The organism is Xanthomonas sp. NCPPB 1128, from assembly GCF_001043115.1.
Lineage (GTDB): Bacteria > Pseudomonadota > Gammaproteobacteria > Xanthomonadales > Xanthomonadaceae > Xanthomonas_A.
The window spans coordinates 1-25,385 of sequence record NZ_LFME01000050.1; the positions used below are offsets into that span (position 1 = coordinate 1).

The 25,385-nt window shown below is 70.7% G+C and carries 17 protein-coding genes; 14 read left to right on the top strand and 3 right to left on the bottom strand.

Annotated elements, in window-relative coordinates; all coding sequences use genetic code 11:
* Positions 1–113: 113 nt before the first annotated feature.
* Complete coding sequence (locus ACP93_RS19920) at positions 114–1,265, bottom strand: phosphotransferase enzyme family protein (protein WP_048492402.1); 1,152 nt, start codon at positions 1,263–1,265, stop codon at positions 114–116.
* Between the two features lie 432 nt (positions 1,266–1,697).
* Here ACP93_RS19920 and ACP93_RS19925 point away from each other — a divergent pair, with 432 nt between their 5' ends.
* The 14 genes from ACP93_RS19925 (at position 1,698) to ACP93_RS19985 (ending at position 21,989) form a co-directional block, all read left to right on the top strand.
* On the top strand, positions 1,698–2,543 hold the full coding sequence (locus tag ACP93_RS19925) for a glycosyltransferase family 2 protein (protein WP_048492403.1): 846 nt from the start codon (positions 1,698–1,700) through the stop codon (positions 2,541–2,543).
* A gap of 151 nt (positions 2,544–2,694) precedes the next feature.
* Positions 2,695–3,645, top strand: a complete 951-nt coding sequence (locus ACP93_RS19930; protein ID WP_048492404.1) for a hypothetical protein — start codon at positions 2,695–2,697, stop codon at positions 3,643–3,645.
* Between the two features lie 62 nt (positions 3,646–3,707).
* Positions 3,708–5,579, top strand: coding sequence for a glycosyltransferase family 2 protein (locus ACP93_RS19935; RefSeq protein WP_048492415.1), 1,872 nt, complete (start codon positions 3,708–3,710; stop codon positions 5,577–5,579).
* Positions 5,527–7,041, top strand: coding sequence for a hypothetical protein (locus ACP93_RS19940; RefSeq protein ID WP_048492405.1), 1,515 nt, complete (start codon positions 5,527–5,529; stop codon positions 7,039–7,041). Before ACP93_RS19935 ends, ACP93_RS19940 begins: the two co-directional genes overlap by 53 nt.
* Complete coding sequence (locus tag ACP93_RS19945; protein WP_162208510.1) at positions 7,032–7,997, top strand: glycoside hydrolase family 113; 966 nt, start codon at positions 7,032–7,034, stop codon at positions 7,995–7,997. The genes ACP93_RS19940 and ACP93_RS19945 overlap by 10 nt, the downstream gene beginning before the upstream one ends.
* A gap of 423 nt (positions 7,998–8,420) precedes the next feature.
* Positions 8,421–8,648 carry a hypothetical protein gene (locus ACP93_RS21940; RefSeq protein ID WP_131721680.1) on the top strand — a complete coding sequence of 76 codons (228 nt, stop codon included), beginning with the start codon at positions 8,421–8,423 and terminating at the stop codon, positions 8,646–8,648.
* A 59-nt stretch (positions 8,649–8,707) separates the two neighbouring features.
* Entirely contained in the window at positions 8,708–9,892 is a 1,185-nt protein-coding gene (gene pncB / locus ACP93_RS19950; protein WP_048492407.1) for a nicotinate phosphoribosyltransferase, read from the top strand.
* 222 nt (positions 9,893–10,114) lie between these two features.
* Positions 10,115–10,573: a cellulose biosynthesis protein BcsD gene (locus ACP93_RS19955; protein WP_048492408.1), complete on the top strand. Its 459-nt coding sequence runs from the start codon at positions 10,115–10,117 to the stop codon at positions 10,571–10,573.
* Positions 10,574–10,621: 48 nt separating this feature from the next.
* Positions 10,622–11,020: a hypothetical protein gene (locus tag ACP93_RS19960; RefSeq protein ID WP_053069807.1), complete on the top strand. Its 399-nt coding sequence runs from the start codon at positions 10,622–10,624 to the stop codon at positions 11,018–11,020.
* Positions 11,021–11,111: 91 nt separating this feature from the next.
* Positions 11,112–13,262 carry a UDP-forming cellulose synthase catalytic subunit gene (gene bcsA / locus ACP93_RS19965; RefSeq protein ID WP_048492409.1) on the top strand — a complete coding sequence of 717 codons (2,151 nt, stop codon included), beginning with the start codon at positions 11,112–11,114 and terminating at the stop codon, positions 13,260–13,262.
* Between the two features lie 59 nt (positions 13,263–13,321).
* Positions 13,322–15,607 carry a cellulose biosynthesis cyclic di-GMP-binding regulatory protein BcsB gene (gene bcsB / locus ACP93_RS19970; RefSeq protein ID WP_048492410.1) on the top strand — a complete coding sequence of 762 codons (2,286 nt, stop codon included), beginning with the start codon at positions 13,322–13,324 and terminating at the stop codon, positions 15,605–15,607.
* Positions 15,604–16,770: a cellulose synthase complex periplasmic endoglucanase BcsZ gene (gene bcsZ, locus ACP93_RS19975; RefSeq protein ID WP_082143557.1), complete on the top strand. Its 1,167-nt coding sequence runs from the start codon at positions 15,604–15,606 to the stop codon at positions 16,768–16,770. The genes bcsB and bcsZ overlap by 4 nt, the downstream gene beginning before the upstream one ends.
* A complete protein-coding gene (locus ACP93_RS19980) occupies positions 16,758–21,239 on the top strand; it encodes a cellulose synthase subunit BcsC-related outer membrane protein (RefSeq protein WP_048492411.1) in 4,482 nt (1,493 codons plus the stop codon). The genes bcsZ and ACP93_RS19980 overlap by 13 nt, the downstream gene beginning before the upstream one ends.
* A gap of 234 nt (positions 21,240–21,473) precedes the next feature.
* Positions 21,474–21,989, top strand: coding sequence for a peptide deformylase (locus ACP93_RS19985; RefSeq protein ID WP_048492412.1), 516 nt, complete (start codon positions 21,474–21,476; stop codon positions 21,987–21,989).
* A 169-nt stretch (positions 21,990–22,158) separates the two neighbouring features.
* Here the strand turns inward: ACP93_RS19985 and ettA are convergent, their stop codons facing one another.
* Together ettA and ACP93_RS19995 are read right to left on the bottom strand one after the other, a co-directional pair.
* A complete protein-coding gene (gene ettA / locus ACP93_RS19990; protein WP_048492413.1) occupies positions 22,159–23,820 on the bottom strand; it encodes an energy-dependent translational throttle protein EttA in 1,662 nt (553 codons plus the stop codon).
* A gap of 138 nt (positions 23,821–23,958) precedes the next feature.
* A complete protein-coding gene (locus tag ACP93_RS19995) occupies positions 23,959–25,383 on the bottom strand; it encodes an MFS transporter (protein ID WP_082143558.1) in 1,425 nt (474 codons plus the stop codon).
* Between the last annotated feature and the right edge of the window lie 2 nt (positions 25,384–25,385).

Below are 25,385 nucleotides of genomic sequence, written 5' to 3' on the forward strand. Positions count from 1 at the left end.
GGGGAGCATGCAGGACGACCTCGGGGAAACGAAACGAAAGAGGGAAGCGGCATCGCCGCGCAGCGCGCGAACGGCAGGCGTAACTGCGGGCGTGTCGGTGCGGATGCGGCGGTTCATGGCACAGCCGCGGCGTGCCGCTGCAGATGCCGCAGCAGGCGCTGGCCCTCGCCCTCGCCAAACCAGGCGGCGTGGCCGAGCAGGTAGCGGCGGTAGGCGATCTCGGCGTGCGCGTCCGAGCCGGTGATGCCGGCGAAGTACTCGATCTCGCTGAGCGCGAAATCGGCATGCACCAGCGGCAGCAGCGCGGTCAGCAAGCGCAGTTGCGCCGCGTCCAGCGGCAACAGCGTGGCGTAGCCGTGCAGCAGCGCATCGAGTTGGTCGAGATCGGCGACCGCGCTGCCGCCGTCGTCCAGCTGCAGCCACGGGATCAGGTTGCGTTCGATCGCGGTGGCCAGGTCGAACAGGGCGAAGGTCCGATCGGCCAGGCCGAAATCGAACACCGCGCTGACCGTGCTGGCGGCACCGTGGCCACGCCACAGCAGATTGGAGGCGTGCCAGTCGCCGTGCGTCCACAGCGCCGGCGGCGGTGTCTGCAGCAGCGGCCAGGCCTGCGCGTGCCAGGGCAGCAGGTGCGCGCGCAGGTCGCTCTGCCAGTCGCGCTGCTGCAGCCACGCGGCCAGCGCCGGGCGCCGTGCCAGGTCCTGTTCCAGCGCCTGCAACGGCTGCGGCTGGGCGAACAGGCGCAGATTGGCGACCAGCACGGTGGAGCTGCGCGGCGGTGCAGCGTAGCCGGCGGCGGCGCGGTGCAGCGCCGCCAACGCGCGGCCAGCGGCGGCGGCATGGGCGGTATCGGCGAACGGCGTCCACGACATCGCCTCGCGGTAGCGGTCCTCGCCGTCGCCGGCGCGCATCACCTCGTAGGTCCAGTGGCCGCGCCGCACCGCGCTGGCGCCGTCGCCATCGCGCAGCACTTCCGGCACCGGCACGCCATGCGCGCGCAGGTGGGCGATGAAGGCGTGTTCCTCGCCCAGCGCGTGCAGGTTGCGCACGTGGCGGTGGTGACGCTTGACGAACAGCGTGCCGGCGGCGGTCTCGACCTCCGCCGCCGCGGAGAACGGGCGCGGGCTGTGCCAGCGCAGGGCGCGCAGGCGGCCGGGCAAGGGGTACTGCTGCAGCACCGCCTCCACCTCGCCGTCGGACAGGGGCGGCCAGTCGGCGGCCACGGTCTGCGTGCCCATGCCGTGCATCTGGTGGCGGGCGCTCATGCGCGCGCCTCGCTGGGCAGCCACGACCCGGCGCGGCATGTCGGCGGCCGCAGCCCGGGGGCACCATGCGCCGCGAAGCGGCTTTCGCACGGTTTTGGTCTAGACCAGGAGCGGGGAGGCCTGGGGCAGGGCCCGGTCGTGCGATCGGGAGCGGGGACGGTGGCGCCGCCGGCGTCTCGGCATGCGCGCGTGCTCAGGCGGCGCGCGCGGTCTGCGGGGTGGGGCGGCAGCCTGGGACAGGAAACAACGCTGACCGGCATCTGCACTGGGCGAAGGAGAGGACACGGATCGCTCCGTCTCCCGCACGCACGGGGCCGCGAGCGGCCGCGCAACGCACGGGGCGCAGAGTATGCGCGGCAATCGCCGCCGCCGCCATGCCCACCGTGCGCGTGGCGGGCGGCGCATGCGGGAGACATACGGGATAATCGGCGGATGAGCGAACAGCAGATAGCCGTGGTGGTGGTGACCTACGAGAGCGGCAGCACCATCGATGCCTGTCTGCAGCGATTGCGCGCGGCGGCCGAGGTGGCGCAGATCCGGGTGGTCGACAACGCCTCGCGCGACGACACCCTGGCAGTGGTGCAGCGGCATGCGCTGGACGATGCGCGGGTGCGCTTCATCGCCAACCCCGACAACCCCGGCTTTGCCACCGCCTGCAACCAGGGCGCCGCGGCCAGCGACGCGCCGTGGCTGGCCTTCGTCAATCCCGACCTGATGGTCGAGCCGGACACCCTGGCGCAGCTGCGCGCGCAGGCCGCCGCGCTCGGCGAGGCGCTGCTGGGCGTGGAGCAGGTCGACGAACACGGCCGCGCCGACGCCGCGGTCCGCCGTCGCGATCCCGACTTCGCGGCGATGCTGCGGCATCCCCTGGCCGGCTCGCGGCTGGCGCTGGCCGCCGACCCGGCGCAGCCGCTGCAGCCGGTGCCGGCGCTGTCCGGCGCGCTGATGCTGTTGCCGCGTGCGCTGTTCGTGCGCATCGGCGGCTGGGACGCCGGCTACCGGCTGCACGCCGAGGACCTGGACCTGTGCCGCCGGGTGCGCCAGGCCGGGGCCACGGTGGCGGTGCTGAACCGCCTGCGCGTGCTGCACGTGCGCGGGGTGTCCAGCCGCAAGCGGCCGTGGTTCGTCGAATGGCACAAGCACCGCGGGCTGTGGCGCTACTTCCGCAAGTTCGAGGCGCCGACCCGGGCCTGGCCGGTGCAGGCGGCGGTGTGGGCGGTGATCTGGCTGCATGCCTGGGTCACCTTCGCCCGGCTGTGCTGGCGTCGCCCAGGCTGAACGAAATCGGGCGCGATGCACGCGCGTGCGGCATGGCAACATAAATTCGCTATATTGGGAAGTACGTCACTTAACAAATGACGTGTTCCGCCGATCTCTCTCTGGACCGCGCCCGCTTTCCGGTTCGGGGGACCCCACCAGGAACTCAACCATGCATGATTTCGACGGCGTGCGTCCGCGCACCCACGCGCGCCCCTGCGCGTCCGCTGTGCCCATGCCCGCTACCGGCCGCGCGACGCCTGCGCGCCGCGCGCGGCTGGCGCTGGCGCTGCTCGCGCTGGCGGCCGGTCCCTGCGCCGCCAGCGCCTGGGTCGACGACGCCGGCCACGGGCTGGTGATCCTCAAGGCCAGCCATACCGATGGCGGCGCGGTGTTCAACAGCCATGGCCAGTCGGGCAACTTCCCCGATGCCGGGCGCAGCCGCCAGGACCAGCTCAATCTCTACGGCGAATACGCGCTGACCTCGGACCTGACCCTGGTCGGCAACTTCTATTTCAGCAAGGTCGGCTACCGCAACGACAGCGGCTATGGCGACCGCCACAGCAGCGGTTGGTCGGACCAGGAGATCGGCCTGCGCTACCGGCTCGACCCGGACGGCGCCGACGGTCCCTGGCAGGGCGCGCTGCAGGTGCTGGCCTTGGTGCCCGGCTACGCGCGCCAGCGCGACGGCGAGCGGCCGGCGCTGGGCCAGGGCGACTACGGCGCCGAGCTGCGCTACAGCGTCGGCCGCGGCTATCGCCTGGGCGAGCACGATGGCTATGTCGATCTGGGCACGGCGGTGCGCCTGCGCGGCGGCGATGCCTCCGACGAAGCGCGGCTGGACGTGTCCAGCGGCGTGGCGCTGGCGCCGCGCTGGATGCTGATCGGCGAGTTCAACGTGATCCAGAGCCTGGGCAATGGCAAGGGGCCGAACCGGATCTACGCGCCGGGCGACAACACGCCGATCCGCGGCAACAACTTCGATTTCAGCAAGCTGCAGGCCTCGGTGCTGTACACGCTGCCGGGCGGCACGCAACTGCAGCTCGGCTACCAGCAGCCGGTGGCCGGGCGCAACACCGGCGGCGCGGGCGGCCCGTTCGTCGCCGCCTGGTGGCGGTTCTAGCCGTGTCCGGCGAACACGAAAGCGTCGCCGCCGAGGCGAGCGTCGCCGGCCGGCTCGGGCGGCTGCCGACCGAGGGCGGCCTGCAGGCGCCGATCGGCGAGGCACTGGTCGCCGCGGGGGTGATCGACCCGCCGCAACTGCAGAACGCGCTGGCCCTGCAGGCGCGTTGGCGCTCGCGGCTGGGCGACGTGGTGCTGGCCCAGCGCGGCGTCGCGGCGCTGCGCTTCTACACGGTCCTGGCGCAGCACTTCGGGCTGCACTTCGTCAATCTGCTCAAGCAGCCGATCGACCCGGCGCTGTTCCAGCCGGAGCGGCTGGCCGACTACGCGCAGCGCCTGGTGCTGCCGTGGCGCGAGGAGGACGGCCAGCTGGTGCTGGCGGTGGCCGATCCCGGCCCGGAGATCTTCGCCTGGGCGCGCGCCACCTACGGCGAGCAGGTGCGCTTCGTCGGTACCTCCAAGTTCGACATCGTGTGGAGCCTGCAGCAGCACGCCGACGCGCAGCTCACCCACGACGCGCTGAATCTGCTGGCCGAACATGCGCCGGAGCATTCGGCGCGACAGGTGATCACGCGCGCGCAGTCGGTGTTCCTGGTGGCGCTCACGGTGGTGCTGGCCGCGGCCCTGGCGTTATGGCCGCTGTATACGCTGATCGCGCTCAATACGCTGATCGCGGTGGCGTTCCTGGCCACCTTCGGGCTGAAGCTGGTGCTGGCCTGGCGCGGTGCGCGGCGCCGCATCGACATCAAGGTCAGCGACGAGGAAGTGGCCGCGCTGGGCGACGAGGACCTGCCGGTCTACACGGTGCTGGTGCCGATGTACAAGGAACCGGACGTGCTGCCGATCCTGGCCAACGCGCTGCGCCGGCTCGACTACCCCACCTCCAAGCTGGACGTGAAGCTGGTGCTGGAGGCCGACGACACCGAAACCATCGAGGCGGCCAAGGCGCTGGGCCTGGAGGCGTTCTTCGAGATCATCCGGGTGCCGCCGTCGCAGCCCAAGACCAAGCCCAAGGCCTGCAACTACGCGCTGCGCTTCGCCCGCGGGCAGATGCTCACCATCTACGACGCCGAGGACAAGCCGGAGCCGGACCAGCTCAAGCGCGTGGTCGCCGCGTTCCGCAAGTCGCCGGCCGACGTGGCCTGCATCCAGGCGCGGCTGAACTACTACAACGCCGACGAGAACTGGCTCACGCGCATGTTCACGCTGGAATACACGTTGTGGTTCGACTTCTACCTGCCGGCGCTGGAGACCCTGCGCATCCCGATTCCGCTCGGCGGCACGTCCAACCATTTCCGCCTGGACATCCTGCGCAAGGTCCACGCCTGGGATCCGTACAACGTCACCGAAGACGCCGACCTGGGCGTGCGCCTGACCCAGCAGGGCTACCGGGTCAGCGTGGTCAACTCGACCACGTTCGAGGAAGCCAACGTCAGCATCCCCAACTGGATCCGGCAGCGCTCGCGCTGGCTGAAGGGCTACATGCAGACCTGGCTGGTGCACATGCGCAATCCGGTGCAGCTGTACCGCTCCACCGGCGTGCGCGGGTTCTGGGGCTTCCAGCTGTTCGTCGGCGGCACCTTCTTCACCGCGCTGGCCGCGCCGCTGATGTGGCTGAGCTACGGGCTGTGGCTGGCGGTCGGGTCGACGTTCTTCGATCCGTTCTTCCCGCCGGCGCTGCTGTACCTGAGCCTGCTCAATCTGCTGCTCGGCAACGGCTTTCTGATCTACATGACCCTGGTGGCGGCGTTCAAGCGCGACTACTTCCGCCTGGCGCCCTACGCGCTGACCGTGCCGCTGTACTGGCTGCTGCAGTCCATCGCCGCCTACAAGGGCCTGTGGCAGCTCATCCGCAACCCGTTCTACTGGGAAAAGACCACCCATGGCATCAGCAAGCACATGGCCGAAGAGCGCCGCGCCGCGCTCGACGACTGACGCGCCGCCGCGCGCACGCGGCACCACGGTGTTCGTGTGTACCGCGGCGCTGCTGGCGCTGCTGTGCCACCGGCTGCTCGCGCACGGCTACATGAGCGACGACGCGATGGCGCAGTACGCCAAGCTGCTGCTGTTGCGCGATGCGGCCGGCTTCCGCATCGAGTACCTGGGGTTCCTGTACGCGCAGGCCTCGCTGTACCTGGGCGTGCTGATCGGCGGCCTGCCGGGCCTGTCCACGCCGCTGTTGCCGTACCTGGTCGACGTGCTGGCTGGGGCGACCCTGGTGACCCTGCTGTGGCGCGACATCGCCGCCGGCCTGGGCCGCGGCTGGGCCTGGGCGCTGTGCGCCGGGCTGGTGATCCAGCCGTTCTTCCTGTGGCCGACGCTGTCCGGCAACAACCAGGGCCTGGGCCTGCTGGTGTTCTACGTGGCCGCGCGCGCGCTGCGCCACTTCCGCAACGATCCGGAAGCCTTCGCCTACCTGCGCCTGGCCGCGAGCCTGTGCCTGCTGTTCTTCGTCGACGAACGCGCCTGCTTCCTGGCGGTGGCGCTGGCGCCGTGGCTGTTCCTGATCGCGCCGCCGCGGCTGATGCGGCAGGCGCCGCTGGCCTTCTACTTGGTGTGCTACCTGCCGTTCCTGTTCGCGGTGGCGGCGTGGATGTACCTCAATTACATGTTCTTCGGCGATCCGCTGCTGTTCGTGCGCGACGCCAACTCTGCCTTCCGCGGCATCTATGCGCAGGCCGCGCTGCAGCCCTGGCTGCAGCAGGCCGCGGCGCAGCCGTGGTGGCCGCCGCTGTGGCTGCTGCTGGCCGGGGTGGTCAGCGCGCCGTTGTTGCTGTTGTTCCGCTACACCCGCGACAGCGACACCTGGCGCAGTGTGCTGGCCGCCACCGCCACGGTGATCGGCGCCGGCTCGCTGGCCACCTGGGCGCGGTTCACTGCGCAGCCGCTGGACTTCCTGGCGCTGCTGCTGGTGCCGGTGGCGCTGGTGCTGGGCGACCTGCGCCGCAACCTGCGCTGGCTGGGCCTGGCGCTGCTGCTGGCCGGGGCGGTGTCCAGCGGCTGGGTGATCGCCCGCACCGCCACCTCCACCACCCGCGACTGGATCGCCGCGCTGCAGGCGCCGGCGCCCCCGCGCCATGCCGACGCCGCGCAACTGGGGACGTGGCTGGCCGAGGCGCGGCTGCCGACCCTGCTCGACGACCGCGCCAGCTATCCGGTGATCGTCGCCCGCGGCGATGCCAAACAACTGATCCTGCCGTTCGACCCGCGCTTCAAGCAGGCGCTGGTCGATCCGCGGCAGATGCCGGCACAGGTGGTGGTGAGCGACCCGGCCAGCCAGACCGGCGCCCTGGACAGCCTCAACCGGCGCTTCCCGCAGCTGTGGCAGCAGGGCCTGCCGGGCTACAGTCTGGTCTACCACCAGGGCATCTACCGGGTATGGCGCCGATTGCCGTGAGACTGCTGGCCGCCTTGCTGCTGGCACTGAGCGCCGGCGGCTGCAGTGCGGCGCCGGCACCGCCGTGGATGGGCGCCAATGTCAAGGTGTCGCCCAGCGCGCCGTGGGGCAGCGCGGCGGCACAGCAATCGCTGCGGCAGCTGGCCGATGCCGGCGCCTCGCGCGCGTTGCTGGTCGCCTTCGTCTGGCAGGCCACACCGCAATCCTCGGCACCGGTGCTGGGCAGCGACAGCAGCCCTGCACTGATCCGCGCCGGGTTGCGGCAGATGCGCGCGGCCGGCCTGCAGCCGGTGCTGAAGGTGCATCTGTGGATCCCCGGACACTGGGCCGGCGAGGCCGCGCCGGCCGATCGCGACGCCTGGTTCGCCGCCTATCAGCGCGCGCTGCTGCAACTTGCAAAGGTCGCCGCCGACGAGCGCGCCAGCGCACTGATCGTCGGCACCGAATTGCGCCAGTTACAGGACGCGCCGCAGTGGCCGGCGCTGCTGGCGGCGGTGCGCCAGGTCTATCGCGGCCCGATCGGCTATGTCGCCGATGGCCTGGAGCAGGCCGAGCGCTTCGGCTACTGGGCGCGTTTCGATTTCGTCGGTACCAGCCTGTACCCGGCGCTGGCCGCCGCGCCCGAGCAACGGCTGGCGCAGATGCGCGCGGCGGCGGCGCGGGTACAGGCGCTGGGCGAACGCAGCGGGCGCCCGGTGTGGGTGGCCGAGCTGGGCCTGCGCTCGGCGCACGGCAGCCTCGCCGCGCCCTGGGAAAGCCCGGAGCAGCGCAGTGCCGAAGTCGACACCGCCTTGCAGGCGCAGGTGCTGCGCGAGTGGCGCGAGGTGCTCGACGCGCAGCCACGCATCGCCGGCATCGCGCTGTGGTGCTGGTACACCGATCCGGACGCCGGCGGCGCCCGCGACAGCGATTTCACCGTGCAGCACAAGCCGGCGCAGGCGGTGCTCAAGCGGTGAGGGTCAGGGATCAGGGGCGCGCTTCGCCCTTGGCAGGAGTCAACTGTCATGCAACCACGACGAACGGAGTAGGCGGACGATCTGACCTCGGAAGCCGTCGTGACTGATCCCACAAAAGAGGACGAGAGTCCCTCCCGCATCGCGCCCGGACACCGATCACCGCGAGTCCTTTTGGGAGTTGCAGTCGCTTGGCTTTGGCTGTTGCCCTTGCTTTTGACTTACCGGGTTCCCTTCCGAAGAGGCGGCCATCGCGGGGAAACACCCGAAGGGCGGCGCACAGGGATGTGCGCCGTCCGCGGTAGGGGCAGGGCTCGCCGGAAAAAGGCGAAGCACTGCTTCGCCCCGGCGGGCGGGCTGGCGCCGTGAGGCGACTGCCCCGGACTTGGCTGCGAAGCAGACAAGCCCCTTCCGCGGATCCCCGGGATGGACGCGGACCCGGAGCGCGTTAGCGCGGAGGGCGCGAGGCAGGGTGTGTTTTCTTTTGGTTACTTTTCTTTGCACAAGCAAAGAAGCGCTTCTCAGCAGCCGAAGGCTGATCAAAGTAACTCGCCGCAAGGCGAAAGCTTTGCTCTTGCACTTGTTGTCACCATGGCTGAATTGTGCGGCTTCAGCCGCGGCCGCACCTTATCGGAAACGCCAGGTCGCGGCTGACGCTCCCACAGAAAAACACGAAGACGGAGCTTGCAACGCACTGAGCGCATAATCGGCCGATGATCATCGATTCGTTGCTGGACACCGACCTCTACAAGTTCACCATGATGCAGGCGGTGCTGCATCAGCATCCCGGTGCGCAGGTGGAATACCGCTTCAAGTGCCGCACCCCGGGCATCGATCTGGCGCAGTACCTGCCGCAGATCTCGGCGGAGATCGATGCGCTGTGTGCGCTGCGCTTCCGTGCGGACGAGTTGGACTACCTGCGCGCGATGCGCTTCATCAAGCCGGACTTCGTCGATTTCCTGGCGCTGTTCCACCTGGACCGCAAGTATCTGCAGTTGCAGGCCTCGGCGAGCGTGCCCGGCGAGATCGAGCTGCATATCCGCGGGCCGTGGCTGCATACCATCCTGTTCGAAGTGCCGCTGCTGGCGATCGTCAACGAGGTGTGGTTCCGCAATGCCGGCGGGGCCGACCATGCCGAAGGCCTGCGCCGCCTGCAGGCCAAGATCGCGCTGCTGCGCGATACCCCGGGCTACGACAATTGCGCCATTGCCGACTACGGCACACGCCGCCGCTATTCGCGGGCCTGGCACGGCGAACTGCTGCCGGTGCTGCAGCGGACCCTGGGCAAGCAGTTCGTCGGCACCAGCAACGTGCACTTCGCCCGCCGTTACGGCCTGACCCCGCTGGGCACCATGGCCCACGAATACCTGCAGGCGTTCCAGGCACTGGGGCCGCGCCTGCGCGACTCGCAGGCGGCCGCGCTGGAATCGTGGGCGCGCGAGTACCGCGGCGATCTCGGCATCGCGCTGTCGGACGTGGTCGGCCTGGATGCGTTCCTGCGCGATTTCGATCTGTATTTCTGCAAGCTGTTCGACGGCATGCGCCACGATTCCGGCGATCCGTTCGAGTGGGGCGAGCGGATACTGGCGCACCTGCAGCGGCATCGGGTGGATCCGCGCAGCAAGATCCTGGTGTTCAGCGATGGCCTGGACATCGACAAGGTGATGCGGCTGTACGCGCATTTCCGCGATCGCTGCATGCTGGCGTTCGGCGTCGGCACGCATCTGACCAACGATCTGGGCCTGGTGCCGCTGCAGATCGTGATCAAGATGGTCCGCTGCAACGGCCAGCCGGTGGCCAAGCTCAGCGACTCGCCCGGCAAGACCCTGTGCGACGACCCGGCCTATCTGGCCTACCTGCGCCAGGTGTTCGAGGTACCGGCCGAGGTGCCGCGCTGACGCCTGTGGCGGTCGCGCCGACGAGGGCGGAGGCGGTGGTCCCACAGTGGCCGGGCAGGGGTCGCAGTTCGGCGCATCGGGGCTTTGCGGTGAAGAAGGAGTGAGATACACTGCGCCATAAAATGAGAACTGTGTCGCAATAGTGACGGTCGACAGCGGCCGCCGCCAGGCGCTACAGCCGCTACGCCGTTGTCGTTCCGTCCCTGCCCAGAGACTTCCTCGATGAGCGCGCCCGCCTTGCAGACCCATTACCGCACCCATGCCTGTTCGCGGCAGTGGCGTGGCTTCCTGCGCGCGCTGGCCGAGGAGTTCGCAGCGGAACTGGGCGCCGAGGACCTGGCCCTGCTGATGGCGCGCATCGGCCGCCGCTTCGCCGCCGAACACCCGGTTGGCGCCTGCGCCACCCTGCAGGACCTGGAGGAGGCGGCCAACCGTATCTGGGACCGGCTGGAATGGGGCTATGCGCGGTTCGAGGAGCATGCCGACCGCGTCGAGCTGCTGCACGCTGGCTCGCCGCTGCATATCGGCCTGGCCGGGCAGGCCTCCGGCGCCGACGGCTTCCTGGAAGGCGTGTATCAGGCATGGTTCGTGCAAGTGGGTATGTCGGCCGGACTGGGCGTGCGTGCGTTGTCGTCTGGCAGCGAAGACCTGCGCCGCTTCGTCCTGGCCAGGACCGGCTGAGCGCGGCGGCAGCGCCCGACTATTTTTCAGATCGTCATGAGGGGAGTCATGTCCAAGAAGTCCAAGCAGACGGGTGCCGAAACCGGCGATGACGTCTCCAGCCTGTTCGCCAAGCTCGGCAGCAGCGGCGCCACCGCCTACCAGGATTTCTCCGCCGAGCGGCTCAACGCCGCGGAGCCGGCCGCCGCGCCGCCGGCGGCTGCCGCGCCGGCGCCGGTGCTGTCGGTGGTACGTGCTGCGATCGAGCCCAAGCCGGCCGCGCTGTCCCCGGCCGCGCTGTTGCCGATGGCACCTGCCGCACCGGCCGTGGCTGTGCCGGCCGTCACCGCAGCCAGCGCTGCCACCGGCACGCCGCTGCAGCAGCTGTTCCAGCGCCTGCTCGAGGTCGGCCGCGAGGCCGCCGTGCCGGCGCCGGGCGGTCCGCTCAAGCGCTTTCTGAATCGTTGATGCCGCGCGGCGCCTGCGGGCGCCGCACTTGTTTGCCGTCGCCGCGTGGTGGGGAAGACCGCGCCGACCTCCTCCCCTTTAGGAATCGCCGATGAGCGCTGCCTCCGCGTCGCATGCCGCGCGCCCGCTGCATGTCCTGGCCAACTGGTCGCTGTGGCTGCTGGGCGCCGTGTTGCTGGTCTTCGTCGTCGCCATCCCGATGGATGTGCCGCAGCAGTTGCTGTTCTCGCTGGTGGTGTTCGCCGCGGCCATGCTGCTGCGGCGCAGCGGCAGCCGCCTGGCCATCCTGGTGATGATGGCGCTGTCGCTGGCGGTGTCCTCGCGCTACATCTGGTGGCGCCTGACCCAGACCGTGGGCATGAGCAGCCCGGTCGACCTGAGCCTGGGCCTGGGCCTGCTGCTGGCCGAGCTGTACGCGTTCGTGATCCTGGCGCTGGGCTACTTCCAGGTGTTGTGGCCGCTCAACCGGCGGCCGCTGCCGCTGCCGGCCGACCAGCGGCAATGGCCCAGCGTCGACCTGTTCATCCCCACCTACAACGAACCGCTGTCGGTGGTGCGCTCGACCATCCTCGCCGCCAGCGTGATGGACTGGCCCGCCGACAAGCTCAACATCTACCTGCTCGACGACGGCCGCCGCGAGGAGTTCCGCGCGTTCTGCGCGCAGGCCGGCATCCACTACATCACCCGCACCAACAACCTCCACGCCAAGGCCGGCAACATCAATGCCGCGCTGAAGAAGTCCAGCGGCGAGTACGTGGCGATCTTCGACTGCGACCACATCCCCACGCGCTCGTTCCTGCAGGTGGCGATGGGCTGGTTCCTGCGCGACGCCAAGCTGGCGGTGGTGCAGATGCCGCACTACTTCTTCTCGGCCGATCCGTTCGAACGCAATCTCGGCAACCACGGCAAGGTGCCCAACGAGGGCGAACTGTTCTACGGCCTGCTGCAGGACGGCAACGACCAGTGGGACGCCACCTTCTTCTGCGGCTCGTGCACGGTGATCAAGCGCAAGCCGCTGGAGGAAGTGGGCGGGGTGGCGGTGGAGACCGTCACCGAGGATGCGCACACCGCGCTGAAGCTGCACCGCCGCGGCTACCGCAGCGCCTACATCGCGGTGCCGCAGGCGGCCGGCCTGGCCACCGAGAGCCTGTCCGGCCACGTCGCCCAGCGCATCCGCTGGGCGCGCGGCATGGCGCAGATCGCGCGGCTGGACAACCCGCTGCTGGGCAAGGGCCTGCGCCTGTCGCAGCGGCTGTGCTACGCCAACGCGATGCTGCACTTCTTCTACGGACTGCCGCGCATCGTCTACCTCACCGCGCCGCTGGCCTTCCTGTTCTTCGGTGCGCACGTGATCCACGCCTCGGCGCTGATGATCCTGGCCTACGCGCTGCCGCACATCCTGCAGGCCAACCTGACCAATCTGCGTACCCAGGGCAAGTTCCGTCACCTGCTGTGGAACGAGGTCTACGAGACCACACTGGCCTGGTACATCCTGCGCCCGACGCTGGTGGCGCTGTTCAATCCCAAGCTCGGCAAGTTCAACGTCACTCCCAAGGGTGGCCTGGTGCCGCGCAGCTACTTCGACGGGCAGATCGCCAAGCCCTACCTGTTCCTGCTGGTGCTCAACCTGGCCGGCGTGGTCGCGGGCGTGATGCGCCTGCTCAGCGTGCAGGCCGGCGGCGAGGCGCAGACCATCTGGTTCAACCTGGCCTGGACCGCCTACAACGTGCTGCTGCTCGGCGCCACCATCGCCACTGCCAGCGAGATGCGCCAGGTGCGCCGTTCGCACCGCGTGCCGCTGGACATCCCGGCCACCCTGCACCTGGCCGATGGCCGCGAACTGGCCTGCCGCACCGTCAACTTCTCCACCGGCGGCATGGCATTGCGTCTGCTCGAGCCGGTGCCGGTGGAGCCGGACCTGCCGGTGGAGATCGCGCTGCCGCAGCGCGGCAGCGCCAAGCGCCTGCCGGCGATGGTGCGCCACGACCGCGACGGGGAAATCAGCATCCAGTTCCGGCCGATGTCGATCGAACAGGAGCGCTGGCTGGTGGCCTGCACCTTCGCCCGCGCCGACATCTGGGTGTCGCAGTGGGGCCGCCACGACCGCGACCGCTTCTGGGTGTCGCTGGGGCGCGTGTTCGCGGCCAGCATGCGCGGCTTCAAGCGCCTGGGCCAGCACATCGCCAGCAGCGCGCGCAGCGGCTGGCGCGGCCGCGCCGCAGGCGAGGAGGCCGCGCCGTGAGTCGTCGTCCCACCGTCTTCCGTTGCTTTCTCTCTTCCACCTCTTTCCGGTTGCCGTCGATGCGTCTACCCGCCCTGGCTGCATGTTGTCTCACGGTCCTGTCCGGCCTGGCGCTGGCCCAGGAGCCGACCCTTCCTGCCACCGCGCCGGCGTCGGCCGCCGCGACCGCTGTGCCGCTGCCGTCCCCGGCCGAACGCGAACGCTCGGCCACGCTCAAGCAACTCGGCATCGACTACGAGATGACCCTGCGCGGCATCCAGGGCAGCGCCGGCATCCCCTTCAGCACGCGCACCGACGAAGTGGTGCAGGCGGCGAACCTGCACCTGGTCTACAGCTACTCGCCGGCGCTGTTGCCGGACCTGTCGCACCTGAAGGTCAGCGTCAACGGCGTCACCGTGGCGGCGCTGCCGGTCAGCCGCGAGAACGCCGGCAAGCTGCAGCAGAGCGACGTGCCGATCGATCCGCGCCTGATCAGCGACTACAACCGGCTCAACCTGCAGCTGATCGGCCACTACACCCGCGACTGCGAGGACCCGGACCACACCAGCCTGTGGGCCAACATCGATCCGTCCACGCGGCTGTCGCTGACCGCCACCCCGCTGGTGCTGCGCAACGACCTGGCGCTGCTGCCGGTGCTGTTCTACGACAAGCGCGATACGCGCCGCCTAGAGCTGCCGTTCGTGTTCCCGCAGCGCCCGGACCTGGCCACGCTGCGCAGCGCCGGCATCGTCGCCTCCTGGTTCGGCGCGCAGGCCGGCTACCGCGGTGCCTCGTTCGGCGTGGCCATCGGCGACGTGCCGGCCACCGGCAACGCGGTGTTGTTCGCCACCGCCGCGACCCTGCCGGCGGAACTGGCGGCGACCCAGGCCGGCCTGGCCGAGATCGCCGGCCCGACCCTGGCGATGATCACCAACCCGCGCGATGCCACCGGCAAGCTGCTGCTGGTGCTGGGCCGCGACGACAACGACCTGCAGCAGGCCGCCACCGCGCTGAGCCTGGGCACGCCGTTCAACGGCCCGGTGGCGCGCATCGGCGAGCTCAAGCAGGCGCAGCCGCGTAAGCCCTACGACGCGCCCAACTGGATCTCCGGCGACAAGCCGGTGCGGTTCGGCGACCTGGTCGCGCAGACCTCGCAGTTGAACGTCAGCGGCTACCACCCCGACCTCATCCGCGTCGGCCTGCAACTGCCGCCGGACCTGTTCGTGTGGCAGCGCGACGGCATCCCTGTCAACCTGCGTTATCGCTACACGGTGCCGGAGACGCAGAACAAGTCGGCGCTCAACGTCAGCATCAACGATGCCTTCGTCACCACGCTGCCGCTCAACGGCCACGCCTATGCCGAGTCGTTGCCGCTGCGCTGGTGGCACGAACTCTCGCCCAAGGGGGCGATGCCGGTGGAGCAGAAGCTGCTGCTGCCGACCGGGCCGTTCTCGGCCAACAGCCAGCTGCGTTTCCACTTCTTCTTCGACCGCCCGCAGGCGGAAGCGTGCAAGAACACCTTCCCGGACGTGTCCGGCGCGATCGACGCCGATTCCAGCGTGGACCTGCGCTCGTTCCATCACTACCTGGCGATGCCGAACCTGGCCGCGTTCGGCAATGCCGGCTTCCCGTTCACCCGCCTGGCCGACCTGTCCGAGTCCACGGTGGTGGTGCCGGACGAGATCGGCGACCAGGACATGGCCAACCTGCTGACCCTGCTCGGCCGGCTCGGCGCGTCCACCGGCTACCCGGCGCTGCGGGTGACCCTGATCCACGCCGCCGAGGTCGACAAGCACGCCGACAGCGACCTGCTGGTGTTCGGCAGCCTGCGCTCGCAGCCGCTGTTCCAGCGCTGGAGCGCGGCGCTGCCGATCGGCGACGGCGCCAGCGGGCGGCGTTTTTCGATGAGCGACTGGGTGCTGGATAAATTGCCCGGTTTCCTCTCGTTCGACGCGCGTCGCACCGACCTGCCGACCACCGCCGAGGTGGCGGTGAAGCCGGCGCCCGGTGACGTGGTGCTGATGGGCTTCCAGTCGCCGCTGAAGGCCGGGCGCAGCGTGGTCGCGCTGCTGGCCGAGGACCCGGCCAGCGTCGAGGACTTCTTCGACGCCTGGTTGGAGCCGGCCACGCTGAAGGACTTCCAGGGCAGCGTGGTGCTGCTGCAGAAGGGCAAGGTGCGCAGCCTCGCCGGCAACCAGACCTACTACGTCGGCCACCTGCCGCTGCCGACCTGGGCGCGCTGGTACTTCTCGCAGCACCCGCTGCTGCTGGGCCTGGCGGTGGTGGTGCTGAGCGTGCTGCTGGCGCTGGCCGCGCGCGTGGTGCTGCGCCGGCATTCGGCGGCGCGGCTGCAGGAAGGGCGGTGAACGACCACATCGGCCAACGCCGGCGCCTGCTCGGCGGCCTGCTCGCCGCCAGTGCGGCGACGCTGTTGCCGCCGGCGCGCGCCGCGCTTGCGTCGGCGCCGGCCTGCGCGCCGTGGCGCGAGTGGACCGCGTTCGTCGCCAAGCACGTCGATGCCAGCGGACGGGTGATCGATTTCCAGCACGCCGACCAGCGCAGCACCTCCGAGGGCCAGTCCTACGCGCTGTTCTTCGCGCTGGTGGCCAACGACCAGGTGCTGTTCGAGCGCGTGCTCGGCTGGACCCGGCACAACCTGTGCGGTGGCCGCCCGCAGCAGGTGCTGCCGGCCTGGCTGTGGGGCCGTGCCAGCGACGGCAGCTGGCGCGTGCTCGACGGCAACAGCGCCAGCGACGCCGACCTGTGGATCGCCTACGTGCTGCTCGAGGCCGGGCGCCTGTGGCAACGGCCCGGCTACACCCAGGCCGGCCTGCAGATGCTGGCGCTGGTGCGGCGCACCGAGCTGGCCGAGTTGCCCGGGTTCGGCGGCATGCTGTTGCCGGCGGCCAAGGGCTTCGTGCGGCCGCAACGCTGGACGCTCAACCCCAGCTACCTGCCGCTGCAGGTGCTGCGGCGCTTCGCCGCGGTCGATCCGAAAGGGCCGTGGGTGGGCCTGGCCACGCGCAGCGCACGGATGCTGCGCGACAGCGCGCCGGTCGGCTTCGCGCCGGACTGGATCGCCTGGGACGGCCGCGCGTTCGGCGTCGATCCGGACAAGGGTGCGCTGGGCAGCTACGACGCGATCCGTGTCTACCTGTGGGCCGGCATGCTCGACGCCGCCGATCCGCTGCGCAAGGCGCTGCTCGAGGATCTGTCCGGCCCGCTGCAGCAACTGCGCGCGCAAGGCCGCCTCGACGAGAAGATCGACACCCGCCAGGGCGTCGGCAGCGGCCAGGCCCCGCCCGGCTTCGCTGCCGCCCTGCTGCCATACCTGAGCGCGCTGCGCGAACCGGCGCTGCTCAAGGCGCAGGCGCAACGCATTCCCGCGCCCGGCGACGCCGCCGCGGCCCGGCTTCCCTACTACGACCGGGTGCTGATCCTGTTCGGACGCGCCTGGCTCGACAACCGCTACCGCTTTTCCGCAGACGGCGCGCTGCAGCCCGCCTGGAGAACCCAATGCTCCGCATGAACCTCAAACCCCTGTACCTGGCCGGCATGATCGACCTGTGCCTGCTCGCCGGCAGCGCCCACGCGCAGAACGCCGACGCCACCCAGCAACTGGTCAGCCAGGGCAACTACTGGCACGACCAGGGCCGCGACGATCTCGCCGCCGATGCCTGGCGCAAGTTGCTGCAGGTCGATCCGAACCAGCCCGACGCGCTGCTCGGCCTGGCCCAGATCGATCTGGCGCAGGGCCGCCAGACCGACGCGCGCAAGCGCCTGGCGCAACTGCAGAAGGCGCACCCGCAGGCGCCGCAGACCCAGCGCCTGGCCATGTCGATCGGCGGCACCGGCGACAACGTCGACCTGCGCAACGCGCGTCGTGCCGCCGCTGCCGGCCGCTACGTGGACGCGGTGCGCGCCTACCAGGCGCTGTTCGACGGCAAGGCACCGCCGGACTCGCTGGCGCTGGAGTACTACCAGGCGCTGGCCGGCACCCCGCAGGGCTGGGAAGGCGCGCGCGACGGCCTGCGACGCCTGGCTGCCGCGCAGCCGGACAACACCGCCGCGGCGCTGGCCCTGGCGCAGGTGCAGACCTACCGCGAACCGTCGCGGCGCGAGGGCATCGCCCAGCTCGCCGCGCTGAGCAAGCGCGCCGATGTCGCCGGCCCGGCCCGCGCCGGCTGGCGCCAGGCGCTGCTGTGGCTCAATGCCGGCCCTGCCGATGCACCGCTGTACCAGGCGTTCCTGGCCGCCAATCCCAACGATGCCGAGGTCGCCAGGAAGGCCGCGCAACTGCAGGAGCGGCGTGCGCAAGGCGGCGACCCGGTCGGCGAACAGTTGGGCGAGGGCTTCAAGGCGCTCAACGCCGGCAACCTGGCGCTGGCCGAACAGCGCTTCGCACAGGTGCTGCGCGCGCGTCCGCGCGATGCCGAGGCGCTCGGCGGCCTGGGTTCGGTGCGGCTGCGCCAGCAGCGCTTCGGCGAAGCGCAGGAACTGCTGCGCCCGGCCGCCGCCGCCAACGGCAAGTGGCGCGGCGCGCTGGACAGCGCGCGCTACTGGCTGCAGCTGCAGCAAGCGCAGGCCGCACGCACGCGCGGCGACAACGACGCCGCGCTGCGCCTGGCCCAGCAGGCGGTCAAGCTCAAGCCCGAGGAGGCCGCCGGCTACGCGCTGCTGGGCGACCTGCAGTCGGCCAGCGATGCCGCCGCGGCCGAAAAGAGCTACCGCGAGGCGCTGCGCCTGCATGCCGACGATACCGGCGCACTGCAGGGCCTGATCGCCCTGTACAGCCGCCAGGGCCGCGCCACCGAGGCCAATGCGCTGTTCGCCCGGCTCAGCCCGGCGCAGCGCCAGCAGGCCGGTGGCGAGTCCGCCTTGAAAGCCAACCTGCAGCGCGCCCGCGCGCAGCAGGCGCTGGAGGCCGGCGACACCGTCACCGCGCAGAGCGAGCTGGAGAAGGCGATGGTCGACAACCCGGGCGATCCGTGGGTGCGCCTGGACCTGGCGCGCCTGTACCAGCAGGCCGGGCGTCCGGACCAGGCGCGCAGCGTCATGGACGGCCTGCTCGCGGTGCACGGCGACATGCCCGAGGCGCTGTACGCCAATGCGCTGCTGGCGCAGGAACGCGGCGACTGGGCCGCTGCCTACGCCAGCCTGGAGCGCATCCCGGCCAGCGCGCGCACCGCCGAGATGAGCGCGCTGCGCAACACCGCCTGGGTGGAACAGCAGGCGGCCCAGGCACGCCTGCTGCAACAACAGGGCCGTGGCGGCGAAGCGCAGTTGCTGCTGGGCCGCACCGAGGCCGCGCTGGGCGACGCGCTGGAGCAGCCGGCGCTGCTGGCGGCGATGGCCGGCGCCTATGCCGACATCGGCAGCAACCAGCGCGCGCTGACCCTGGCGCAGCGCCTGGTCGCGCAGAACCCCTCCACCGAGGCGCGCCTGCAGTACGCCGGCGTGCTGCTGCGCGCGCACCAGGACGCCGAACTGGCCGCGACCCTGCGCCAGCTGCGCGACAGCGAGATGAGCGCCGAGCAGCAGCGCCGCTACCAGGCGTTGCGCAGCGGCTACGTGCTGCGCCAGGTCGATGCCCTGCGCGAACTCGGCAATCTCGAAGCCGCCTACGATGCGCTGGCGCCGCTGCTGGCGCAGCAGAACCAGGATCCGCAGGCGGTGGCCGCGCTGGCGCGGCTGTACGCCGCCGCCGGCGACCAGCGCCAGGCGCTGGTGCTGTACCAGCAGCAGCTGCAGCAATCGCCCAACGACCTGGACACGCTGATCGCCGCGGCCAACACCGCCGCCGCGCTGCGCGACCTGCACAGCGCCGAGGACTACCTGCAGCGCGCGCTGGCGCAGGCGCCGGATTCGCCGCAGGTGCTCGGTGCGGCCGGCCGCGTGTACCGCAGCGCCGGCAAGAACCGCAAGGCCGAGAGCTACTTCCGTGCCGCACTGGCGGCGCAGGCGCGCGAATCGGGGCAGTACGACAACGGCCTGCCGGCCGCCAACGGCCCGGCGTCCTACGCCGCCGCCGGGCGCCCGCTCAATCCGTTCGCCGGCATGAACGGACGCATGCCGCGCAGCGCCGCGGTGGTGTCCGACAGCCTCGGCGGCGGCGTGCCGGCACCGGCCTACGCGGCGTCTGCGTTGCCCGCATCCGCACCGGCCATGACCGCCGGCGACGACCTGCCGCCGCCCGCCAGCGCCAGCGCCGTGGGCGTGGCCCTGGCCGCGTTGCCGGTGCCGGGTCAGCGCAGCACCACCACCCGCAGCGCGCCGCGCGACCTGTCCGACGATGGGGTGCTGACCGCCGCGCCGCGCGCGTCGCTGCGCCAGCCGGCTGCACCGGCCGCGTCCACCGGCGGTTCCAGCGTGCTCGAGGAACTGCGCGAAGTGCAGGCCGAGAACAGCGACAGCCTCGCCACCGGCGCCAGCTACCGCGCCCGCGACGGCGAAGCCGGCCTGGGCCGGCTGCGCGATCTGGAAGTGCCGCTGCATGGCGCGTTCGCGGTGGGCGAGGGCAAGCTGCAGGTCGACGTCACCCCGACCCTGCTCGACGCCGGCACGCTCGGCACCGGCTACGCCACCGCCAGCCGTTTCGGCGCCGGCCCGGCAGCGGCGATGGGCGATGCCCTGGCCGCCGACCGCACCCCGATCGACAGCCTGGTCGGCAGCGACCTGTACCAACTGCTGCTCACCGAGGGCAACAGCAACGCCACCCGCAACGCGCTGCGCACCTACGCGGTCAACACCGGGCTGTACAACAAGTTGTTCAACGACACCGACCCGGCGCTGACCAACGCGCAGCGCGAGGCGGCAGCGCTGCAGGCGCTGTACGCCGAGCCGCTGTCGGCGTTCCTGCTCGGTAACACCGCCGCCGACACCGCGATCGGCACGCTGGCCAGCGCCATCCTCGGCGACGCCTCGCGCAGTGCCGACCTCAGCGCCGCCGACGTCGCCCGCTTCCGCAACCTCGCCGCCAACCCTACCGCCGCGACGCTGACCCCGGCCGGCTTCAGCCAGGCGCTGTACACCATGGCCGCCAACGGCAACGGGGCGCGGCGCATGGACCAGGACGCGCGCGGCGTCGGCATGGCGGTGACCTACAAGAACGGCGGCTTCAGCGCCGATCTGGGCAGCACCCCGGTCGGCTTCCCCGAGCGGCGCATCGTCGGTGGCGTCGGTTACCGCGGCCAGGCCGGCGACAACCTGACCTATTCCGGCCAGGTGTTCCGCCGCGCGGTCAGCGACAGCCTGCTGTCCTTCGGCGGCGTCGACGACGGCCGCGCCGGGCTCGGCTGGGGCGGCGTGACCAGCAACGGCCTGCGCCTGTCGGCCACGCTCGACAACGGCCTGCTCGGCGGTTACGCCAGCGTCGGCGCCGACCGCCTGGTCGGCCGCAACGTCGCCAGCAACGATCACCGCCAGGTCGACCTGGGCGTGTACGTGCACGCGCTGGACACCGAGAACCAGTCGCTGACCGCCGGCCTCAACCTAACCGCGATGCAGTACGACAAGAACCTGGGCGGCTACACCTACGGCCAGGGCGGCTACTTCAGCCCGCAGGACTACGTGGACCTGGGCTTTCCCGTGCACTGGAGCGGGCGCACGTCCGGGCGCACGGTCAACTGGAGCGTGGACGCCAGCGTCGGCGTGCAGCACTTCCGCAGCGACGACAGCCCGTACTTCCCGACCAGCGCGCAGATGCAGCAGGCCGCCTACGACGCCGCCTCGCTGGCGGCGCTGCTGGGGCTGACCGACCGCTACGTCGCGCCGGTCTACGCCGGGCAGAGCAAGACCGGCATGTCCTACAACATCGCCGGCGCGGCCGAATGGCAGATCGCCCCGCAGCTGTTCCTGGGCGGCCGCCTGCTGTTCAACAACGCCCGCGACTACACCCAGTTCAGCACTAACCTCTACGTGCGCTTCGTGCTCGACCGGCTCGGCGCCGGCCTCGGCCGCCGCCCGCAGGTGCTGGCCTCGCCGTACGTGCCGGAGTAGGGCGCGGCAGGCGCTCTGCTCCCGTCGTAGGAGCGGCTTCAGCCGCGACAGGCGTTCCCATGAAACCTGTCGCGGCTGAAGCCGCTCCTACGACGTTGCGTCGGCGCTTTGCTGGAATGCGGATATCGCACCGCTGCAGACCGTCGCTGGGGCCAAGGTACATCGCAGCCCCGCTGCACGCATCGCCGCCACGGCGGATAATCGCGGCCATTCCCCGCTGCCAGGAGCCCGCACATGATCCGCGACATCATCCGCATGGGCGACCCGCGTCTGCTGCGCCAGGCGCCGCCGGTCACCGACTTCGACAGCGCGCAACTGCATGCGCTGGTGGCCGACATGTTCGAGACCATGGACGCCGCGCGCGGCGTCGGCCTGGCCGCGCCGCAGATCGCGGTGGACCTGCAACTGATGGTGTTCGGTTTCGAGCACAGCGCGCGCTATCCGGACGCGCCGCCGGTGCCGCGCACTGCCTTGGCCAACGTGGTGATCGAACCGCTGTCCGACGAGTTGGAAGACGGCTGGGAAGGCTGCCTGTCCATTCCCGGGCTGCGCGCGGTGATTCCGCGCTACCGGCACATCCGCTATCGCGGCGTGCTGCCCGACGGCACCCCGCTGCAGCGCGAGGCCGAGGGCTTCCACGCCCGCGTGGTCCAGCACGAGCACGACCACCTGATCGGCCGGCTGTATCCCTCGCGCATCCGCGACTTCGACAAGTTCGGCTTCGAGGACGTGCTGTCGTACGAGTTGTAGCGCGGGACCGACGTGTTTTTCGTAGGAGCGGCTTCAGCCGCGACCCGGGCGTTATCGGTAATGCCCGGTCGCGGCTGAAGCCGCTCCTACGACAGCGCTGAACGCCCAAAACGCACACGGCCCGCGCGAGGCGGGCCGTGGCGGGTGCTGCAGAAAAACGTACCGCGGCTTACTTCAGCGCCTTGAAGCGCAGGCGCTTGGGGCCGGCGTCGTCGCCGAGGCGGCGCTTCTTGTCTTCCTCGTATTCGCGGTAGTTGCCCTGGAAGAACTCCACGTGCGAGTCGCCCTCGAAGGCGAGGATGTGGGTGGCGATGCGGTCCAGGAACCAGCGATCGTGCGAGATCACGAAGGTGTTGCCCGGGAATTCCAGCAGCGCGTCTTCCAGCGCGCGCAGGGTTTCGATGTCCAGGTCGTTGGACGGTTCGTCGAGCAGCAGCACGTTGCCGCCCTGCAGCAGGGTCTTGGCCATGTGCAGGCGGCCGCGCTCACCACCGGACAGCGAACCGACCATCTTCTGCTGGTCCTGGCCCTTGAAGTTGAAGCGGCCGATGTAGGCGCGCGACTGGATCTCGATGCCGTTGATGTTGAGGATGTCCAGGCCGCCGGCGATTTCCTGGAAGACGTTGTGATTGCCTTCCAGCTTGTCGCGGCTCTGGTCCACGTACGACAACTGCACGGTCGGGCCGACCACGATCTCGCCCGAATCCGGCTTCTCCTGCCCGGTGATCATCTTGAACAGGGTCGACTTGCCGGCGCCGTTGGGACCGATGATGCCGACGATGGCGCCCGGCGGAATGATCATCGACAGATTGTCGATCAGCAGGCGGTCGCCGAACTTCTTGGAGACGTTCTTGAACTCCATCACCGAGTTGCCCAGGCGCTCGCCCGGCGGGATGAAGATTTCGTTGGTCTCGTTGCGCTTCTGGTAGTCCACCGACTGCAGTTCGTCCAGGCGCGCCAGACGCGCCTTGCCCTTGGAGCGGCCGCCCTTGGCGTTCTGCCGCGCCCACTCCAGTTCCTTCTGGATCGCCTTCTGTCGCGCCTTTTCCTGGTTCTCTTCCTGCTTCAGGCGCTCGTCCTTCTGCATCAGCCACTCGGTGTAGTTGCCCTTCCACGGAATGCCGCGGCCGCGGTCCAGTTCCAGGATCCACTCGGCGGCGTTGTCGAGGAAGTAGCGATCATGGGTGACCGCCACCACGGTGCCGGTGTAGCGCGCCAGGAACTGCTCCAGCCACTCCACCGACTCGGCGTCGAGGTGGTTGGTCGGTTCGTCGAGCAGCAGCATGTCCGGCTTCTGCAGCAGCAGCCGGCACAGCGCCACGCGGCGCTTCTCGCCGCCGGACAGGTTGGCGATCTTGGCGTCCCACGGCGGCAGCCGCAGCGCGTCGGCGGCCACGTCGAGCTGGTTCTCCAGGGTGTGCGCATCACCGGCGGCCAGGATGGCCTCCAGGCGCTCCTGTTCCTTGGCCAGCGCGTCGAAGTCGGCGCCTTCCTCGGCATAGGCGGCGTACACCGCTTCCAGCGCGGCCTGCGCCTGCAGCACTTCGCCCACGCCTTCCTCGACCGACTCGCGCACGGTCTTGTTCGGGTCCAGCTCCGGCTCCTGCGCCAGGTAGCCGACCTTGGTGCCGGGCTGCGGGCGCGCCTCGCCTTCGAAATCGGTGTCCACGCCGGCCATGATCTTCAGCACGGTGGACTTGCCGGCGCCGTTGAGGCCGAGCAGGCCGATCTTGGCGCCGGGGAAGAACGACAGCGAGATGTCCTTGATGATCTGGCGCTTGGGCGGCACGGTCTTGCTGACCCGGTTCATGGTGTAGATGTATTGCGACATGGCGGCTCCAAAGGCGCAGGGCGCCCGCCGGCCGGCGGCCGGAGGGCGTCGAAAGGGATGGCGGATTATAGCCGGACGGCCGCCGGCATTCCTTGCCGCGCGGTTGCGGCAGCAGAGGCGCGGGCGTTGCCGCGCGGCCTACTCGGCGATCGGCGGCAGCGCCACGCTCGGCGTCGTTGCCGATGCGCCGGCACGACGCTGCCGGCGCAGATAGAGCAGTGCGCAGATCACCAGCAGCAGCATCGCCAGCCATTCGCCGGTCAGCGCCGCCTGCATCGCGGCCAGGCTGCCACCATCGCGGGCGTGGGCATAGATGGCGCCGAGTGCTGCCGGCCCCAGGCCCATCGCCGCCTGCAGGATGGTGGAGAGCATGGCGCTGCCCGCACCGGCATGGTCGGTGGGCACCTGCGACAGGCCGATGCGGTAGAAGCTGGCCACGATCCAGGCCTGGCCGGCCCCGATCAGCGCCGTCGCCGGCGCCAGGTTGCGTGCGCCCGGATGCGGCCACACCGCGTGCAGCGTCCAGCCCAGCGCCAGTAGGCCCAGCATCTGCACCAGGCAGCCCAGCAGCAGGGTCGGCACCGGGCCGCAGCGCGCCGCCACGCCGGCGCTGACCAGCGCGGAGGCGAAGTAGGCCGCGCCCAGCACGATGAAGGCGTTGCCCGACTGCAGCGGTGAGAGACCGGCGCCGGTCTGCAGCGTCAGCGCCAGCACGAACATGAAGCCGCTCCAGCAGGTGAAGAACACCCCGCCCACCAGCAGCGCGAAGCGCACGCTGGGCAGCCGCAGCAAGGCCGGCGGCAGCAGCGGCGTGCGCCCGCGGCGTTCCTGCCACAGTTCGACCCGCGTCAGCGCCGCCAGCAACGGCAGGCACGCGGCCAGTACCGCCAGGCACGCTGGCGGCCAGTGTAGGGAAGGGCCCAGCGCCAACGGCAGCAGCAGGCAGGCCAGGAACAGCCCCAGCAGCCCGGCGCCGGCCAGGTCGGGCGGCATCCGCCGCGCCGCGCGGGTCTCCGGCACGGCGCGCAGGCAGGCCAGCGCCAGCAGGCAGAACGGCAGGTTGATCAGGAACACGCTGCGCCAGCCGGAGCCGGCGATGTTGGCGCTGACCAGCGATCCGCCCAGCACCTGGCCGATGACGAAGGCGATGCCGCCCAGCGAGCCGTACAGCGCCAGCGCACGGGCGTGCGCCTTGCCGTGCAGGCTGACGTGGATGGTGGCGAGGATCTGCGGCACCGCCAGCGCCGCGCCCAGTCCCTGCAGGATGCGGCCGGCCAGCAGGGCCGGGACCGAACCGGCCACCCCGCACAGCAACGAGGCCACGCCGAACAGCAGCACGCCGGCGCCGAACACGCGGCGCCGGCCGAGGTTGTCGCCGAGCCTGCCGCCTGCCGCCAGGCCCACCGCGAAGGCGACACCGTAGACGGCCACGATCAGTTCCAACTGGGTCGCCGACGCATGCAGCGTGTGGGCGATCGAGCCGAGTGCGACATTGAGGATGGAGAAGTCGATCAGCGGCAGCATCTGCCCGATCAGCAGGATGCCCAGGCCGCGGTGGCTCAGGG